Source organism: Mesorhizobium sp. M2A.F.Ca.ET.043.05.1.1 (assembly GCF_003952445.1).
GTDB lineage: Bacteria > Pseudomonadota > Alphaproteobacteria > Rhizobiales > Rhizobiaceae > Mesorhizobium.
Window position 1 is genome coordinate 6,057,652 of sequence record NZ_CP034446.1, and the last position, 16,916, is coordinate 6,074,567.

A 16,916-nucleotide genomic window follows, 5' to 3' on the forward strand; every position below is an offset into this window, starting at 1 on the left:
GCGTGACCCGCAAGCCATTAGCGCATGTTTGCGCCGAGGTGAACGAGCGGCGTCACGCGCAGCAGTCCGGCCGGTCCTCGTCCTTGTCCTGGTATTCGTCGTGGAGGCGCACCCAGTCCATCAGGTTGTGATAGGGGCCGGTCTCGCCGCGGCCTTTCGGCGTCATGTCGAGATAATGATAGGCGCCGATCAGCGCGTCGCCGCCGCGGGCGCGCGACAGGAAGGTGAGGAAGATGTCGCCATTGCCATCGCGGTAGAAGACGCTGGTGCCGGGCAGGTCTTTCGACCGTAGCGGTCGTTTCTCAAAATTGTAGGTGGTGTCGCCGGCCTCGATCTGCTTGTCGGTGAAGGAGACCTGCAAGTCGAAGTTGAAGTCCGACGCATAGGACGACACCCAGTCGAACTTCCAGCCCATGCGCCGTTTGTAAGGCAGGATCTCGGCCAGCGGCGCGCGCGAGACGACGACCAGGGATAGGTCGTGGTGCTTGAGATGCTGGTTGGCGCCGTCGATATGGTCAGCGAGGAACGAGCAGCCCTGGCAACGGTGATCGCAACCCGGCGTCATCATGAAATGATAGACAATGAGCTGGCTCTTGCCGGCGAACAGATCGCCAAGACGCTTCGGTCCCGCTTCGCTCTCGAAGACATAATCCTTGCGCAGCTTGAACCAGGGCAGCTGCCGCCGCTCGGCGGCAATAAGATCGCGGAACCTTGTCAGTTCCTTCTCGCGTTCAAGATGCTTTCGATGCGCTTCGAACCAGTCCTCGCGTGAAACCACGGCATTGCGTTGCATGACCATCTCCTGTCCTCTCCTGCCAAGGACGTTCGACATCGGCTCAATCCGACATAGTCGCCGTTGTTTCGCTGCTCAGGTAGGAATGCGGCCCGCAAAAAACAAAGCCCGGGTCGTGGGCCCGGGCTTCTGTTGGAATTGGAAGGGATGGCTTCAGGCGGCTTTCTCAAGGGCCGGCTGCCATTTCCCGAGCGCCGCCAGATGGTTCATATGGGCCCGGTGGGTGAAGGCGGCCTGGCCGGCGGCGACGTTCGAGGCCTTGCCGCTCCATGCCTTCTGCGGCGCGGCCTGCAGCGCGCGCCCATAGGAGAAGGTCAGTTTCCACGGATGCGGGCCGATGGCGTTGATGGCGTTGAGGTTGGCGGTCGCCTCCTCGTCCTCCTGGCCGCCGGACAGGAAGGCGATGCCCGGCACCGCCGCCGGCACCACTTCGCGGAACAGTTTTATCGTCTTTTCGGCGATTTCCTCGGGGCTGTCGGTCCTGCCCGACTTCTTGCCGGAGATGACCATGTTGGGCTTCAGGATCGAGCCTTCCAGGACGACACGCGCCGCATAGAGCTCGTCATAGAGCTTGACCAGCGTCGCCTTGGTGACGTCGTAGCAGGTGTCGATCGAATGCGCGCCGTCCATCAGCACTTCCGGCTCGACGATCGGCACGATACCCGCCTCCTGGCAGAGCGCGGCATAGCGGGCCAGCGCATGGGTGTTCGAGGCGATCGAGTTGGCCGAGGGAACGCCCTTGCCGGTGTCGATATCGATCACCGCGCGCCATTTGGCGAAACGGGCGCCGAGCTTGTAGTAGTCGGCAAGCCGCTCGCGCAAGCCGTCGAGGCCCTCGGTGATGGTATCGCCTGGAAAGCCCGCCAGGGGCTTGGCGCCGAGATCGACCTTGATGCCCGGGATGGCGCCGGCCGCCCTGATGATATCGACCAGCGGCGTGCCGTCGGCGGCCTTCTGGCGGATCGTCTCATCGTAGAGGATGACGCCGGAGATGTATTTGGACATCGCCTCCTTGGCGCGGAACATCATCTCGCGATAGTCGCGCCGGTTGTCGGCGGTCGACTCGACGCCGATGACGTCGAAGCGCTTCTTGATGGTGCCGGAGCTCTCATCGGCGGCCAAAAGGCCCTTGCCGCCGCTCACCATCGCGGTGGCGATATCTTCGAGACGTTCGCTCATGGGTGCTCTCCTACGCTGCGTTTGTTCCGCGCTAGCAGAACATTATCGCCAAAGGAATGACCCCGGAAAGCGCGAATCGATTGAAAGCCGCGCGGGCTTCGGCTTGTCTCGGACTGTTTACCGCTTCAGCACTTCGACGCCGGGCAGCGGCTTGCCTTCCATCCATTCGAGGAAGGCACCGCCGGCGGTCGAGACATAAGTGAAGTCGTCGGCGACGCCGGCATGGTTGAGGGCGGCCACCGTGTCGCCGCCGCCGGCGACTGACACCAGCTTGCCTGCCTTGGTGCGGGCGGCCGCGTGCTTTGCCGCCGCCACCGTGGCGCGATCGAAGGGCTCGATCTCGAAGGCGCCGAGCGGGCCGTTCCACACCAAGGTCGCGGCGCGATCGATCCAGTCGGTAACGCTCTGCACCGTCTTTGCGCCGACATCGAGGATCATGCCGTCGGCCGGCACGGCCTCGATGGCAACGGTCTCGCTCGCGGCACCCGCCTTGAATTCCTTGGCCACCACGCCGTCGGTGGGCAGGATGATGGCGCAGCCGGCTTCCGCCGCCTCGATCATGATCTGCTTGGCTGTGCCGGCGAGATCATGCTCGCAGAGCGACTTGCCGACATCGGTGCCACGCGCGGCCAGGAAGGTGTTAGCCATGCCGCCGCCGATCACCAGCGCGTCGACCTTCTTCACCAGGTTCATCAAAAGGTCGATCTTGGTCGAGACCTTGGCGCCGCCGACAATGGCGACCACCGGCCGTACCGGATTGCCGAGACCCTTTTCGAGCGCGTCGAGCTCGGCCTGCATGGTGCGGCCGGCATAGGCCGGCAGCCGGTGCGCCAGGCCTTCGGTCGACGCATGCGCGCGGTGCGCGGCGGAGAAGGCGTCGTTGACATAGATGTCGCCATTGGCGGCGAGCTTTTCCGTGAAGGCCGGGTCATTCTTCTCCTCGGCCTTGTAGAAGCGGGTGTTTTCGAGCAGCAGCACGTCGCCGTCCTTCATGGCGGCAACGCCATCGGCGGCTTTGTCGCCGATACAGTCGGCGGCGAAGCCGACGGGGCGGCCGAGAACTTCGGCCGTGGCCCTGGCGATCGGCTCCAGCGAGAATTCGGCCGACGGACCGTCCTTCGGACGGCCGAAATGCGCAAGCAGGATGACCTTCGCGCCTTTCTTCGAGAGCTCGGCGATGGTCGGCGCGATGCGCTCGATGCGGGTGGCGTCGGTCACCTTGCCGTCGGCGACGGGAACGTTGAGGTCGACGCGCACCAGGACGCGCTTGCCGCTGACGGCGCCGATGTCATCGAGTGTCTTGAAGCCGGCCATGATCCGTTCCTTCCTGGTGCGTTAAGGCAATTCCGGACGGAAAGCCGCCCACATCTTTCATGGAATTGCTCTAGCGAAAACGCGGGGACCTTAACCGGCAGCGGCGGCGATGCAAGAGCCGCGTTAAAGCGCGCGCGCAAAAATGATGTCGCCATGAGACATCAGCCTTCGCCGGTTGCCTTTTGCTCGCCCGGTGCCGGCGTCGCGGGATCGATCGGTACGTCCTCGACCGGCTGCTTTTCCACCGGCCTGCGCCAGTTTCGGATCAGCGCCGCTATGCGGTCGCCGATCTCGCCGGCGCTCATGAACACCGGCACGCGCGCCACCGGCGCGGTCGGCTCGAAGGACAGGCCGAGCCCGGTGATCCGGCCTTTCTCGTCGACGTCGCGCACGATCAGCTCGATCGGCCCGATCATCACGCGGTCGGCATATTCGGCATGGCCGCCGAGCCGCTCGGTAACGAGCGCCGCGACGGTGAGCTTCTGTTCGGCCTCGGTAAGGCCGGGCCCATAGGCCGCTTCCAGCTCCGCCGCGGAGCGGGCCGGATCGACGGCGAAGGCGCCGAAGAAGTCGGCGTCCTCGGGGTCGACCACGGCGCGGCTGGCGAAAAGCTTGTCGAGCAGGCGCGGATAGCGATCCGGCACGAAGATATAGACCTGGTCGCCGGCTGTGAGACGGCCCATGTCCTGGAAGCGCATCGAGCGGCCGTCGCGCAGCACCAGCGAGGGCCTTGCCCAGCGCGGGATGCGCTCGCCGCGCGCCACCGGGCTGCCGGGTGCGACGCGATAGGCAAGCAGTTCGTGATGGGCCGAGCCCGGCAGTTCGAGCTCGACCTTGTCCAGGGGCCCGAGACGCGCCGGCACGATCAGGCCGAGGCGGCGCGCCAGCGGCCCGACCGTCCAGCCCTGCACCACCAGCGACACTAGCACGATGATGAAGGCGGCGTTGAAGATCAGGCGGCCATGCTCGAGGCCGCCGAGCAGCGGCGTGATTGCAAGCAGGATCGAGACCGCGCCGCGCAGGCCGACCCAGGACACGAAGGCGACCTCGGGACGCGGCAGGCGGAAGGGGATCAGGCAGAGCCAGACGGCCAAAGGCCGCGCGACGAAGATCAGGAACAGGCCGAGCAGCACCGCCGGCACCAGGATCGCCGGGAACTGCGAGGGTGTGGCGAACAGGCCTAGGATCAGGAACATGATGATCTGCGCCAGCCACGACATGCCGTCCTGGAAGCGCCTCAGGATGGTGACGGCGCGGATGTCGGAATTGCCGGCGATCAGACCGGCAAGGTAGACGGCGAGGAAGCCTGAGCCGCCGACCGCGCCGGCGGCGGCAAACACCATCAGCGACAGCGTCAGCACGAAGATCGGCAGCAGGCCGTGATCCAGGTTGAGCCGCTCGACCAGACGCACGATGCCGAAGCCGCCGAGGACGCCGATCACGGCGCCGAGCCCCATATTGGCAAGAAAGCCAAGAAGGAGATTGGCGGCCAGCACGTTGGCCTCGGGGTTTGCATGCGCGGCGATGATCTCGACCAGGGTGATGGTGAGGAAGATGGCGATCGGGTCGTTGGTGCCTGATTCCACTTCGAGCGTCGAACGCACGCGCTCGCGCAGATGGATCTCGCCGGCGCGCAGCAGGAAGAACACGGCGGCCGCGTCGGTCGAGGCGACGGCGGCGCCGAGCAGGGAGGATTCCAGCCAGCTGAGCTTGAGAAAATAGGAAGCGGCGACGCTGAAGATGCCGGTGGTCAGGATGACGCCTATCGTGGCCAGCGACAGTGCCGGCCCGGCCGCTTGCTTCAGCGCGTTGAGCGGGGTGCCGAAACCGGAGTCGAAGAGAATGATGGCCAAAGCCAGTGAGCCGGCAAAATAGGCCAGCCGCGCATTGTCGAATTCGATACCGAGGCCGTCGACGCCGGTGGCAAGCCCAATGCAGAGGAAGAGGAGCAGCAAAGGAGCGCCGAAGCGGAAGGCGATCAAGCTCGAAAACGCGGCGGCAACAATGAGCGCGGTGCCGACCAGCGTCACGAGATAGATCGCATGCTCCATCCGCCAGTGCCCCTCAAGTCCCTCTCATTTGTCGATTTAAGGGAGAGTGGGGCGAAGACATGACCAGTGCAAGGCAACAGCGTGGTTTTTGGCTCAGCCGGCCAATAAAAAACGCCCGGCCGAGCCGGGCGTTTTAAAACTCTGAAGCGAGCCTGGATCAGGCGATGGTCTTGCCGAAGGCGACGGCGGTGTCGCCCATGCGGTTCGAGAAGCCCCATTCATTGTCGTACCAGGACAGGACCGAGACGAAGTTGCCGTCCATGACCTTGGTCTGGTCGAGGGCCACGATCGAGGAGTGCGGATCGTGGTTGAAGTCGATCGAGACGTTCGGGTGATGGGTGACCGAGAGCACGCCCTTCAGCTTGCCCTTGGAGGCGGCGATCAGCGCTTCGTTGATCTCCTGCGGCGTGGTCGAACGCTTGGCGATGAACTTCAAGTCGACGACCGAGACGTTCGGGGTCGGCACGCGGATCGAGATGCCGTCGAGCTTGCCCTTGAGGTCGGGCAGCACGAGGCCGATCGCCTTGGCGGCGCCCGTCGAGGTCGGGATCTGCGACAGCGCCGCGGCGCGGGCGCGGTAGAGGTCCTTGTGCATGGTGTCCAGCGTCGGCTGGTCGCCGGTGTAGGAGTGGATCGTCGTCATCATGCCCTTCTCGATGCCGACGGTCTCATGCAACACGGCCGCCAGCGGCGCCAGGCAGTTGGTGGTGCAGGACGCGTTCGAGATGACGATGTGGTCCTTGCTCAGCTTGTCGTGATTGATGCCGTAGACCACGGTGAGGTCGGCGCCGTCGGACGGGGCCGAGACGATGACGCGCTTGGCGCCGGCGGCGAGGTGCGCGGCGGCCTTGTCACGGGCGGTGAAGATGCCCGTGCATTCGAGCGCGATGTCGACGCCGAGTTCCTTCCACGGCAGCTGGGTCGGATCCTTGATCGCGGTGACCTTGAACTTCTCCTTGCCGACCGAGATCTGGTCGCCGTCGACGGTCACCTCATGCGGGAAGCGGCCATGCACGCTGTCGTAGCGAAGCAGATGCGCGTTGGTCTCGACCGGGCCGAGGTCGTTGACGGCGACCACGTCGATATCCTTGCGGCCGGATTCATGGATGGCGCGCAGGATGTTGCGGCCGATGCGGCCAAATCCGTTGATGGCAACTCTGACGGTCATTGTTTTCTCCCTAGGGACTGGGGGCGATTGGGTCCGCTGCTTCATAGCGGCCATGAGCCAAAGAATCCAGCCGCAGAAGGTCGAACTTAAATCGATTAGGTTAGTCCAGCATGGCGGAGCCGCCTATTTGCGGCCCCGCGAATTGACGCAGCCGGTCAGCCGTGCAGACGAGTCTCGACCGCTTTCGCCGCGGCCTCGGCGGTGATGCCGAAATGCGGATAGAGCTGCTCGATCGAGCCGGAGGCGCCAAAACCGTGCATGCCGACGAAAATACCGTCGGTGCCGATCAGGTGATCCCAACCCTGGCGGATGCCGGCCTCGATCGCGACCTTCACCTTGGCGTTGCCGATGATCTTGGCGCGATAATCGTCGCTCTGCTGGTCGAACAGCTCGAAGCAGGGCACCGAGACGACGCGGGTCGGATGACCGTGCTTTTCGAGCAGGTCGCGCGCGCCGAGCGCGATCTCGACCTCGGAACCGGTGGCGAAGATCGTCACCACCGCCTCGCCGTTTGCCGCGGCGAGCTCATAGGCGCCCTGGCTGGAGAGGTTCTTCGCCGAATGCTCGGTGCGCACGGTCGGCAGGTTCTGGCGGGTCAGCGCCAGGGTCGACGGCGTCTTTTCGGATTCGAGCGCGATCTGCCAGCATTCGGCGGTCTCGACCGCATCGGCCGGGCGGAAGACATTGTGGTTCGGGATGGCGCGCAATGCCGCCAGATGCTCGACCGGCTGGTGGGTCGGCCCGTCCTCGCCGAGGCCGATCGAGTCATGCGTCATGACGAAGATGGAGCGGATGCCCATCAGCGAGGCCAGGCGCATCGAAGGACGGGCATAGTCCGAGAAGCACATGAACGTGCCGCCATAGGCGATCAGGCCGCCATGCAGCGTGAGGCCGTTGATCGCCGCCGCCATGCCGTGCTCGCGGATGCCGTAATGAACATAGCGCTGGCCGTAATCGTCGGACGTGATGTTCTTGGTCTGGCTGGTCTTGGTGTTGTTGGAGCCGGTGAGGTCGGCCGAGCCGCCGATGGTCTCCGGCACCGCGCCGTTGATGACTTCCAGCGCCATTTCGGAGGATTTGCGAGTGGCGACCTTCGGCTTGTCGGCCGAGAGCTTCTTCTTGTAGTCGGTGATGACGGCGTCGAAGTTGGAGGGCAGCTTGCCGGCAATGCGGCGCTCGAACTCGGCCTTGAGCTTCGGCTCGGCCTTGGCGAGGCGGCCTTCCCAGTCGGCGCGGGCCTTGGCGCCGCCGGCGCCGACGGCGCGCCAGGCGTCGAGGATGTCGGCGGGGATCTCGAAGGGCGGCGACTCCCAGTTGAAGAACTTGCGCGCGCCGGCGATTTCCTCGGCGCCGAGCGGCGAGCCATGCGCCTTGTTGGTGCCGGCCTTGGTCGGGGCGCCGAAGCCGATGGTGGTCTTGCAGGCGATCATCGTCGGCTTGTCGGAATGGCGCGCCGCCTCGATGGCGTAGGCGATCGCTTCCGGATCGGTGCCGTCGATGTGGCTGGCGTTCCAGCCGGAGGCCTGGAAGCGGGCGACCTGGTCGGTGTTGTCGGCCAGCGAGACCGGGCCGTCGATCGAGATGTTGTTGTTGTCCCAGAAGACGATCAGCTTGTTCAGCTTCAGATGGCCGGCCAGCGCGATGGCTTCCTGGGAGACGCCTTCCATCAGGCAGCCGTCGCCGGCCAGCACATAGGTGTAGTGGTTGACGAGATCGTTGCCGAAGGCGGCGTTCATGATGCGCTCGCCGAGCGCGAACCCGACCGAATTGGCAAGGCCCTGGCCGAGCGGACCGGTGGTGGTCTCGATGCCGGCGGCATGGCCGTATTCGGGATGGCCGGCGGTCTTGGAGCCGAGCTGGCGGAAGTTCTTGATCTGGTCGATCGTCATGTCCTCGTAGCCGGTGAGGTAGAGGAGCGAATAGAGCAGCATCGAGCCGTGGCCGGCCGACAGGATGAAGCGGTCGCGGTCGGCCCAGTGCGGGGCCTTGGCGTCGAATTTCAGGAAACGGCTGAACAGCACGGTGGCGATGTCGGCGCAGCCCATCGGCAGGCCGGGGTGGCCGGAGTTCGCCTTCTCGACGGCGTCCATGGAAAGGAAACGGATCGCGTTGGCCATCCGATCATGTTGTTCACGCGACGTCATGCTTCCTCCGGAAGTGGGTTGGAGCCTGGGGAGAGCCCTTGGAAAAGGATGCCGCGACACATAGCAGGCGCGGCCTTTTAGTCAACAAATCGGGATGGATTTTGCCGGGCTTGTGATGGCATCGAGCGCCTTACATTAGCGATAGCGGGGGACAGTCGCGAGAGCTTTGTTGACGCGCCCTTCACCCGGCGCCTAATCTTTCCGAGGTAACGCGTTCTGAATGCGAGCGATTCGGTGATGGGCAGGGCATAGGACGAAGGCCATGACCGGGGAAACGACCCTCAAAGAAGTCATCGCCAGGCTGGGCAAGGCCATGGAAGGGCTGGAAAACGCCGTGGCAGCGAAGCTCGAGCACGAGCGTGATTATTCGGAAGCCGAGGCAGAGGTGCAGCGCATGAACGCCGACCGTTCGCGCCTGGCGCAGGAGCTCGACAATTCCGAAGCGCGCGCCGAGCGTCTGGAAGACGCCAACAAGGAAGTGTCGCGGCGGCTGGTGACCGCCATGGAAACCATCCGCGCGGTCCTGGACAGGTAGGGCAATGGCACAGGTCACGGTTTCCATCGACGGCAAGCAGTATCGCATGGCCTGCGACGAGGGCCAGGAAGAGCACCTGATCGACCTTGCCGAGCGCTTCGACCGCTATGTCTCGCATCTGAAGGATTCCTTCGGCGAAATCGGCGACCAGCGGCTTACTGTCATGGCTGGCATCATGGTGATGGACGAACTCTCGGAGCTTACCAAGCGCGTCAAGGGCATGGAGAGCGAAGTGCTGACTTTGCGCAAGACGCGCGACGAGGCGCTGACCAAGGCCGACAAGAGCGACAGCGTGCTGACAACCGCGCTCGGCGCGCTTGCGCAGCGCATGGAAGATCTCGCTGTGACGCTCGCGGTGAAGAAGGCCTGAGCGGCTCCGATACCCGTTCTGACGGAAAATCCTACCGCGAATTGCCGGCGGTCACGCAAAAAATTCGCCTCGCGCAGGTCATGACCATCATCGCGAGCGTTTAATCAGCGTCGTGATGGTGCTACGCTTTTGGAGCCGGCAACGGCCAGCCGCAGGCCGGCTACGGTTTTCAAAAAGGGTAGGGATAGGTCATGAGTCTTCGTATCAACGATGTCGCGCCGGATTTCACGGCCGAGACCACGCAGGGCACCATCAAGTTCCATGACTGGATCGGCGATGGGTGGGCGGTGCTGTTCAGCCATCCGAAGAACTTCACGCCGGTCTGCACGACCGAGCTCGGCACCATGGCCGGTCTCGAGGGCGAGTTCAAAAAGCGCAACGTCAAGATCATCGGCATCTCGGTCGATCCGGTGTCGAGCCACGAGAAGTGGCAGGCCGACATCAAGACCGCCACCGGCCATACGGTGCACTATCCGCTGATCGGCGACAAAGACCTTCACGTCGCCAAGCTCTATGAAATGCTGCCGGCGGGCGCCGGCGAGAGCTCGGAGGGCCGCACGCCGGCGGACAATGCCACGGTGCGTTCGGTCTATGTCATCGGCCCGGACAAGAAGATCAAGCTGGTGCTGACCTATCCGATGACCACGGGACGCAACTTCGACGAGATCCTGCGCGTCATCGATTCCATCCAGCTGACCGCCAGGCACCAGGTGGCGACGCCGGCCAACTGGAAGCAGGGCGACGACGTGATCATCACCGCCGCTGTCTCCAACGAGGATGCGATCAAGCGCTTTGGCGCGTATGAGGCGGTGCTGCCGTATCTCAGGAAGACCAAGCAGCCAACGGCATGATTTTTCCTTCTCCCCGTTCACGGGAAGAAGGGGTGCCCGAAGGGCGGATGAGGGGCGGCGCGGCGTTCGAGGATGAGCGCGCTGAAACCTTCCTCGGATCGTTCTGAAAAGAAAACCTCGCAGCCTCGGCGCTGCCCCTCATTGCCCTGCCGGGCATTTCTCCCCGTATAGTGACGGGGAGAAAGGGCTGCTGCGCCACCTTCGCCAAACGAAAAAGGCGGCGCCGAAGCGCCGCCTCCTTCTTTTTCGATATAGAGCTCGTTAAGCCGCCGGCTGCGCTTCGATGGTGCGCAGCGCCTGCATCTGACGCTTGGCGGCGGCCTTGACCGCATCCTGCACCTTCTCGAAGGCGCGCACCTCGATCTGGCGCACGCGCTCGCGGCTGATGTCGAACTCGGCCGAGAGCTCTTCCAGCGTCAGCGGCTCCTCGGCGAGACGGCGCGCCTCGAAGATGCGCCGCTCGCGGTCGTTGAGCACCGACAGAGCGCCCGACAGCATGGCGCGCCGGCTTTCCAGCTCGTCCTGCTCGATCAGCATCTCTTCCTGGCTTTCGTGGTCGTCGACCAGCCAGTCCTGCCATTCGCCGGACTCGCCCTCGCTTGCCCGGATCGGGGCGTTGAGCGAGGCGTCGCCCGACAGGCGGCGGTTCATTGACACCACTTCGGCCTCGGAAACGTTGAGACGGGTGGCGATCTCGGCGATCTGGTCGGGCTTCAGGTCGCCATCATCGAGCGCCTGGATCTTGCCCTTCACCTTGCGCAGGTTGAAGAACAGACGCTTCTGATTGGCGGTTGTGCCCATCTTGACCAGGCTCCACGAGCGCAGGATGTATTCCTGGATCGAGGCCTTGATCCACCACATGGCATAGGTGGCGAGCCGGAAACCACGCTCCGGTTCGAATTTCTTCACGGCCTGCATGAGGCCGACATTGCCTTCCGAGATCACCTCGCCGATCGGCAGGCCGTAGCCGCGATAGCCCATGGCGATCTTGGCAACGAGCCGCAAATGGCTGGTGACGAGCTTATGCGCAGCCGTGGTGTCTTGATGCTCGGCGTAGCGTTTCGCGAGCATGTACTCTTCCTGCGGCTGAAGCATCGGAAAGCGGCGGATTTCTTCCAGGTAACGGGCGAGACCGCCTTCACCGGAAACAATACTGGGCAATGATTGGGCCATGATAGCGCCCCCTCTCTCTTTGGAGTGGATGCCCCCGAAACGCGGCGGGCACACGCCACGGATGCCAAAGGCTCATCCGCGACAACCTCTATATATAGGAACAAAACCAGAAAAGACAGGCATTTGTTCAACGCTAAACAGTCTGTCACGCTGAAGTGAACAACGCCGGTCAGGTTTTTTGATGGCTGGTTTGCAGCTTGTTGGTGGCGGGTCGGTTCAAAGTTTTCGGAAGTCGCCGACGAGTTCCTCCATGTCTCCGGGTATCGGCGCTTCGAACCTCATCGTTAGATGGGTGGTCGGATGCTCGAATTCAAGGAGCCAGGCGTGCAGGGCCTGCCGTGGAAAGGCTTTGACCTTGGTCTTCAAGGGTTCCGGCAGCCGGTTGGCCTTGGTGCGGAAGGCCTGGCCGTAGTCCGGATCGCCGATCACGGGATGGCCGATATGGGCCATGTGGACGCGGATCTGGTGGGTGCGGCCGGTCTCCAGCCGGCATTCGACGAGGCTCGCGGTGGCGAAAGCCTGCTGATCCTCGCCGAAGCGCTCGACGACGCTGAAATGGGTGACGGCATGGCGGGCATCGTCGCGGCCCTCGGGAACGACCGCGCGGCGCACGCGGTCGGCGGCTCGGCCGAGATGGGCCTCGATCGTGCCGGTCGGCCGCTGCGGAATGCCCCAGACCAGCGCCAGATAGGCGCGCTCGAGATCGCCGGTGCGGCCGTGGTCGGCAAAGGCTTCCGACAGGGCCCTATGCGCCCGGTCGGTCTTGGCCACCACCATGACGCCGCTGGTTTCCTTGTCCAACCGGTGGACGATACCAGGCCGCTTGACGCCGCCGATGCCGGACAGGCTGTCGCCGCAATGATGGATCAGCGCATTGACCAGCGTGCCGGTCCAGTTGCCGGCGCCGGGATGCACGACCAGCCCCGCCGGCTTGTTGATGACGATCAGTTCGTCGTCCTCGTAGAGGATGTCGAGGGGAATGTCCTCGCCCTGCGGTTCGGCCGGCTCCGGCGCAGGCACCAAGATTTCGATCCGCTCACCGGAAATCAGCTTGCGCTTGGTTTCCAGCACCGGCTTGCCGGCGATGGAGACCGCGCCTTGTTTGATCAGCGCCTGCACACGGCTGCGCGAAAGCTCCGGCCCGAGCCTGGCGGCAAGCCACTGGTCGAGGCGCTGGCCGGCGGCGTCGGTGCCGGCTTCCAGCGCGACAGCTTCGCCGGATTCCTCGTCCGCCAATTCGTCCTCTATCAATATCGGGGTCTCTTCGTTATGAGCGCTCATCGAAACCCGTTGCGGATTGTTTAGCCATGGCCCGGCCGATCGCCGAAGAAGACGAGGAAAAGCCGCTCGACCCCGCGGCCGAGAATGTGCGCCGCAAGCTCGTCCGCTTCATGATCGTCAATCTCGGCCTTCTGTTTCTCGCCCTTATGGTGGTGATCGGCGCGCTTGTCTACAAAGCGCGCAACGCGCCGGTGGCCGGATCAGCGCCTGCCGCCGATGTCCAGGGTCCGGCCGACGCGCCGCTGTCGGGCGACATCGTGCTCCCTGTCGGCGCCAAGGTGATCAGCCAGTCGCTCTCCGGCAACCGCCTGTCGATCGACGCCGAGCTTGCCGACGGCAGCCGGTCGATCTTCGTCTACGACATCGCCGAGCGCCGCATCATCGGCCAATTCGCGATTCGGAACAAATGAGCGGCTTTGCCGAACGCCGCAGCGTTGCGACCGTCGCGCTCGTCGTCAGCAATTACGACGAGGCGGTTCGCTGGTATGTCGAGCGGCTCGGCTTCGTGCTCATCGAGGATGTCGACCTTGGCGGCGGCAAGCGCTGGGTCACCGTCGCGCCGGCCAAGGGCCAGGGCGCGCGGCTGCTCCTGGCGGAAGCTTCCGGCGAGGAGCAGGCCAGCCGCATCGGCAACCAGACCGGCGGCCGGGTCTTTCTCTTTCTCGAAACCGACGATTTTTCCCGCGACCACCGGGCGATGCTGGCGAAGGGCGTTGAGTTCCGCGAGGCGCCGCGCCACGAAGCCTATGGCACGGTGGCGGTCTTTTCCGATCTCTACGGCAATCTCTGGGACCTGATCGAGCCGAAACGGCAGTCCTGACACAGCCAATCCGTAAAGTGGTTCGGGGGCCAGAAACCCCAGTTGCTTTTTCGCGGCCGCCAGCCTATGTAGCCGGTTCTTGAGCGCGCCCATCGTCTAGCGGTCAGGACACCGCCCTCTCACGGCGGGAACAGGGGTTCGATTCCCCTTGGGCGTACCAAGCTTCTGAAAACCCGACTTTCGAAAAGACTCCAGCAGGCGGATCACTCCGCAGCAAGGGCGATGGCGGCAGCGAAACCGGCTTCGGTTCTTTCGCGTGATGCCTGCTCCAACAACCTCGATAAGTGCTGGAGGTGCATCGATTGCGCATCTTCAAGCAGTTGCAAAAAGGCGGATGCCTTGCCCCGCGGCAACCGGCGGCGCTTCAGCGCGGCGATGCGCGCCCGCTGGCACTTGATGTGCCGCTCCGCTTGGAGAACGTGCCGTTCCGCCATCTGGATGTCGTCAGCCAGTGCCATCAACCGCTAAACGGTCACTGCGGGCAGAGAGTTCCGTAGGGGTCACCATCGTCAAGCGGAAAATGGCGGAAATCCGCCGTTTCGGACGATTTGGCCAAAGTCGTCCCCACTTTTCGTCCCACACTTTTTGCGGCTTTAGTGGCACCGATCGGCATGTCCTCGGATCACGTCGCGATTTTTTGCGTTAAAGGGTGCCAAGTTCGATATCTTATCGAGCGCTTTTCGGCGTTTGCCGACGCGCAGCTTATGGGGTCCGCTTTCGCCGCCGGAATGTCTGAGATCGGGTGGTTAGCGGAACGCCGGTTGTGGGTGGAAAGCAGGCGCTAAACCACTCCACCAGCCTCTGTAACCAGACCGATCGCGCCATCGTATATGCCGTAACCGCACTCAAAACTGGTACAGAGTTAATCCACGTGCGCAGGTGGTTCGGGTCACCCCAATGCAGCCTCTTTTTGATCGCTGATCTAAGCTCGTCACCGGCCCGCAGCACAGTTTCAGGACGTCTTTTGATGGAGAACGAGATGCTTCGAGGGGGATGCCGCGGTGGAGCGGTGACGTATCAAATAGCGTTGGAGGATCTGCCGGCGAGTTACGCCTGCCACAGCGAAGATTGTCAGACGTGGAGTGGAAGTGCCTTCGCGCTGCACGCCATGCTACCTGAGTCAGCTATCTGCTTCCAAGGCGCGGCCACGACCTTCGCTTTGAACGGCGCGGAACGGGCCGCCTCAGAGCATATCGGGTGCGAGGCTTGCATGACCCGCCTTGCCAATCGTAACTCGGCCGTTCCCGGAATGCTAATACTTCGTGCGGGGACGCTCGTCCGGAGCAGGGAGATCGAACCCTACGTGCATATCTGGACTTCTCGCAAACAGCCTTGGATCGCTTTGCCGGCTAACGCTCAGGCGTTTCATCGCGCTCCTACAACCGCAGAGTTCCAAGCGGCTGTAGCGACCGCCGCGGAAGGACGGCGGACGACATCGCGAAGCGCTGCCCGCCCTCCCGAAAAGGATGGTGAAACGGGAAGGATTGTAGGTGCTCTGCGACCGCCCGAGCTTCGGGAGTAAAGATTTGATCTGATGTTTGCGACAAGCCGGCAAGCGCAAGAATGTGGCTGACACTCAGCCGACAGTGGAGTTCAACTGCTTTTCCATAACAACAAGTTCCAGGTCGGGGCGCAGCGGATGACCGACCGAAGGGTCGTCGTAGGGGAATGCTAGAGTTTCGCCCGTCAGCTCGTATCCACGCCGGCGATGCCAAGCGATCAATGCCTCACGCTGCCGGATCACCTCCATTCGCATCCGTGGCGCCCCAGCCGCCGCGGCCTGTCGCTCGACCTCCTGCTTGATCAACTTTCCGATGCCCGCGGTCTGCTCGTCCGGAGCCACGGCGAGCATCGACGTATGCCACGCGCCATCGTCGTCTATCGCGATGTTGATGCAGCCGGAGATCGCGCCATCCGTCAACCGGCGCAGCAGAAGAATGCGTCCCCGCGCGATGAGCGCACGAACGCCCGCCTCGCCGATGCGCGGTCCATCAAGCAATCCACGCTCGTTGGTCCATCCCTCAACTGCGCCATTGGCCCTGTATGCCCCGTTCACGACTGACGCTATTGCAGCGGCATCGCCCGCCACGGCATCAACGAAACGCAATTTTTCGGCGACATGCGCGACGATGCCGGTCTGGCCCGGCGCGACGTCATCCGCCATGGTGTGGCGATCGGGGAAATCGCCTCCGTTCTGCGCACGGAACGGGATTGGCGCGTCGGTGAACAGCCCGGCGAGTCGCGCGCGCCAGCCCGCCTTGATCGCCTCGACCTCTTCGGCGGTGGAGACATGGCCGGCGCTGTAGACAGCGTGCGTGGGCAGCACATCCATGCCCGGATAGAAGAGCGCGCCGTGGGTCAGCGGAAAGAGCAGCTGCTCAATCGGCGCGTTGATCCCGCGCCGGCCATAGTCCGCCACAGGTCCACCGGCCTGAACATTTACCAGCGCGCGCTTGCCCTTCAGGATGCCGTCCCCGAAGCGAAACTCGTTGGTGCCGTTCTGGTAGCCATAAGCGAAACCAAAGGCATAGACGCGTTCGATCCAGCCCTTCAGGATCGCGGGCACGCCGTACCACCACAGCGGGAACTGCAGGATGACCGCGTCCGCAGCAAGGAGTTTGGCCTGTTCGGCGACAACATCCGGCGTCTGGTTGCCGGTCACATAGGCATGGCCCGATTCCATGATGAACGACAGCCGGTCGGGATTGGTGCGGACGGGAAAGTCGTCGGCGTCGAACACTGCTTTCCACTTCATACCGTAAAGTTCGGATTGCACGATCTCGTGTCCGGCGGCGCCAAGCGTCTCGACAGTAACATCGACCAACTGCCGGGTGAGCGACGTTGGTTCGGGGTGCGCAGATACAATAAGGATATTCTTCTTCATCATGCTTCTCTGGTCTCTATCGTGGAGTGGGGCGCTTCAGCGCTCGCTGGGATGTACCCAAGCCAGCGGCTTCACCGGATCATCAAGCTCGGTATGGGCCAGCGCGTTGGTGAAGTTGGAGATGAGCTTGGCGGCAAGCCCTATCAGCACTTCGAGCGCCTGACGCTTGGTTAGTCGGCATCGATGAATGCCTCTGACGGCGTCGCCAAGCAGGCCCAGGGCCAAGGGCACATGTTTCTCGACATAATAGGCGGCATCGAAGCGTGCCCGCTCAGTATTGGGATAAAGAAAACTGACGATGATCATCCTTGCCTCCCGCGGGAGGGATTGGTGAAGCTCCCGCGTCGAGGCTT

The 16,916-nt window shown here is 63.5% G+C and carries 16 protein-coding genes and 1 tRNA gene; 6 read left to right on the forward strand and 11 right to left on the reverse strand.

Annotated elements, in window-relative coordinates:
• Nucleotides 1–52: 52 nt before the first annotated feature.
• The 6 genes from EJ069_RS29195 to tkt all read right to left on the reverse strand — a co-directional run bounded on the left by EJ069_RS29195 (nucleotide 53) and on the right by tkt (nucleotide 8,649).
• On the reverse strand, nucleotides 53–793 hold the full coding sequence (locus EJ069_RS29195; RefSeq protein ID WP_126064083.1) for a thioredoxin family protein: 741 nt from the start codon (nucleotides 791–793) through the stop codon (nucleotides 53–55).
• Nucleotides 794–946: 153 nt separating this feature from the next.
• A complete protein-coding gene (locus EJ069_RS29200; protein WP_126064084.1) occupies nucleotides 947–1,972 on the reverse strand; it encodes a class I fructose-bisphosphate aldolase in 1,026 nt (341 codons plus the stop codon).
• A 117-nt stretch (nucleotides 1,973–2,089) separates the two neighbouring features.
• Nucleotides 2,090–3,286, reverse strand: a complete 1,197-nt coding sequence (locus EJ069_RS29205; RefSeq protein WP_126064085.1) for a phosphoglycerate kinase — start codon at nucleotides 3,284–3,286, stop codon at nucleotides 2,090–2,092.
• A gap of 161 nt (nucleotides 3,287–3,447) precedes the next feature.
• Nucleotides 3,448–5,337 (reverse strand): potassium/proton antiporter, encoded by a 1,890-nt coding sequence (locus tag EJ069_RS29210; RefSeq protein WP_245456354.1) that lies wholly within the window; start codon nucleotides 5,335–5,337, stop codon nucleotides 3,448–3,450.
• Nucleotides 5,338–5,494: 157 nt separating this feature from the next.
• Entirely contained in the window at nucleotides 5,495–6,505 is a 1,011-nt protein-coding gene (gene gap / locus EJ069_RS29215; RefSeq protein ID WP_126064086.1) for a type I glyceraldehyde-3-phosphate dehydrogenase, read from the reverse strand.
• A 155-nt stretch (nucleotides 6,506–6,660) separates the two neighbouring features.
• Nucleotides 6,661–8,649, reverse strand: a complete 1,989-nt coding sequence (gene tkt, locus EJ069_RS29220) for a transketolase (RefSeq protein WP_126064087.1) — start codon at nucleotides 8,647–8,649, stop codon at nucleotides 6,661–6,663.
• A gap of 262 nt (nucleotides 8,650–8,911) precedes the next feature.
• On the opposite strand from tkt, the gene EJ069_RS29225 reads away from it, so the two are divergent.
• From EJ069_RS29225 to EJ069_RS29235, 3 genes are all read left to right on the forward strand, one after another.
• Complete coding sequence (locus EJ069_RS29225; RefSeq protein ID WP_023763725.1) at nucleotides 8,912–9,184, forward strand: DUF4164 domain-containing protein; 273 nt, start codon at nucleotides 8,912–8,914, stop codon at nucleotides 9,182–9,184.
• Between the two features lie 4 nt (nucleotides 9,185–9,188).
• On the forward strand, nucleotides 9,189–9,554 hold the full coding sequence (locus EJ069_RS29230; RefSeq protein WP_042641578.1) for a cell division protein ZapA: 366 nt from the start codon (nucleotides 9,189–9,191) through the stop codon (nucleotides 9,552–9,554).
• A 191-nt stretch (nucleotides 9,555–9,745) separates the two neighbouring features.
• Nucleotides 9,746–10,405 carry a peroxiredoxin gene (locus EJ069_RS29235; RefSeq protein WP_126064088.1) on the forward strand — a complete coding sequence of 220 codons (660 nt, stop codon included), beginning with the start codon at nucleotides 9,746–9,748 and terminating at the stop codon, nucleotides 10,403–10,405.
• 261 nt (nucleotides 10,406–10,666) lie between these two features.
• Here the strand turns inward: EJ069_RS29235 and rpoH are convergent, their stop codons facing one another.
• Both rpoH and EJ069_RS29245 read right to left on the reverse strand, forming a co-directional pair.
• Nucleotides 10,667–11,578 (reverse strand): RNA polymerase sigma factor RpoH, encoded by a 912-nt coding sequence (gene rpoH / locus EJ069_RS29240; protein WP_126064089.1) that lies wholly within the window; start codon nucleotides 11,576–11,578, stop codon nucleotides 10,667–10,669.
• Nucleotides 11,579–11,794: 216 nt separating this feature from the next.
• Entirely contained in the window at nucleotides 11,795–12,859 is a 1,065-nt protein-coding gene (locus tag EJ069_RS29245) for an RluA family pseudouridine synthase (protein WP_126064090.1), read from the reverse strand.
• Between the two features lie 26 nt (nucleotides 12,860–12,885).
• Between EJ069_RS29245 and EJ069_RS29250 the strand changes: the two genes are divergently transcribed.
• The 3 genes from EJ069_RS29250 (at nucleotide 12,886) to EJ069_RS29260 (ending at nucleotide 13,839) form a co-directional block, all read left to right on the forward strand.
• Nucleotides 12,886–13,269 (forward strand): fimbrial protein, encoded by a 384-nt coding sequence (locus EJ069_RS29250; RefSeq protein ID WP_126064091.1) that lies wholly within the window; start codon nucleotides 12,886–12,888, stop codon nucleotides 13,267–13,269.
• Nucleotides 13,266–13,679 carry a VOC family protein gene (locus EJ069_RS29255; RefSeq protein ID WP_126064092.1) on the forward strand — a complete coding sequence of 138 codons (414 nt, stop codon included), beginning with the start codon at nucleotides 13,266–13,268 and terminating at the stop codon, nucleotides 13,677–13,679. Before EJ069_RS29250 ends, EJ069_RS29255 begins: the two co-directional genes overlap by 4 nt.
• Nucleotides 13,680–13,764: 85 nt before the next feature.
• Nucleotides 13,765–13,839: transfer RNA gene (locus EJ069_RS29260), tRNA-Glu, on the forward strand.
• Between the two features lie 43 nt (nucleotides 13,840–13,882).
• Here the strand turns inward: EJ069_RS29260 and EJ069_RS29265 are convergent.
• From EJ069_RS29265 to EJ069_RS33070, 3 genes are all read right to left on the reverse strand, one after another.
• Nucleotides 13,883–14,137, reverse strand: coding sequence for a hypothetical protein (locus EJ069_RS29265; protein ID WP_126064093.1), 255 nt, complete (start codon nucleotides 14,135–14,137; stop codon nucleotides 13,883–13,885).
• A gap of 1,118 nt (nucleotides 14,138–15,255) precedes the next feature.
• Complete coding sequence (locus EJ069_RS29275) at nucleotides 15,256–16,563, reverse strand: GNAT family N-acetyltransferase (protein ID WP_145965061.1); 1,308 nt, start codon at nucleotides 16,561–16,563, stop codon at nucleotides 15,256–15,258.
• A gap of 36 nt (nucleotides 16,564–16,599) precedes the next feature.
• Nucleotides 16,600–16,869 (reverse strand): hypothetical protein, encoded by a 270-nt coding sequence (locus EJ069_RS33070; RefSeq protein WP_210211317.1) that lies wholly within the window; start codon nucleotides 16,867–16,869, stop codon nucleotides 16,600–16,602.
• Nucleotides 16,870–16,916 lie beyond the last annotated feature (47 nt).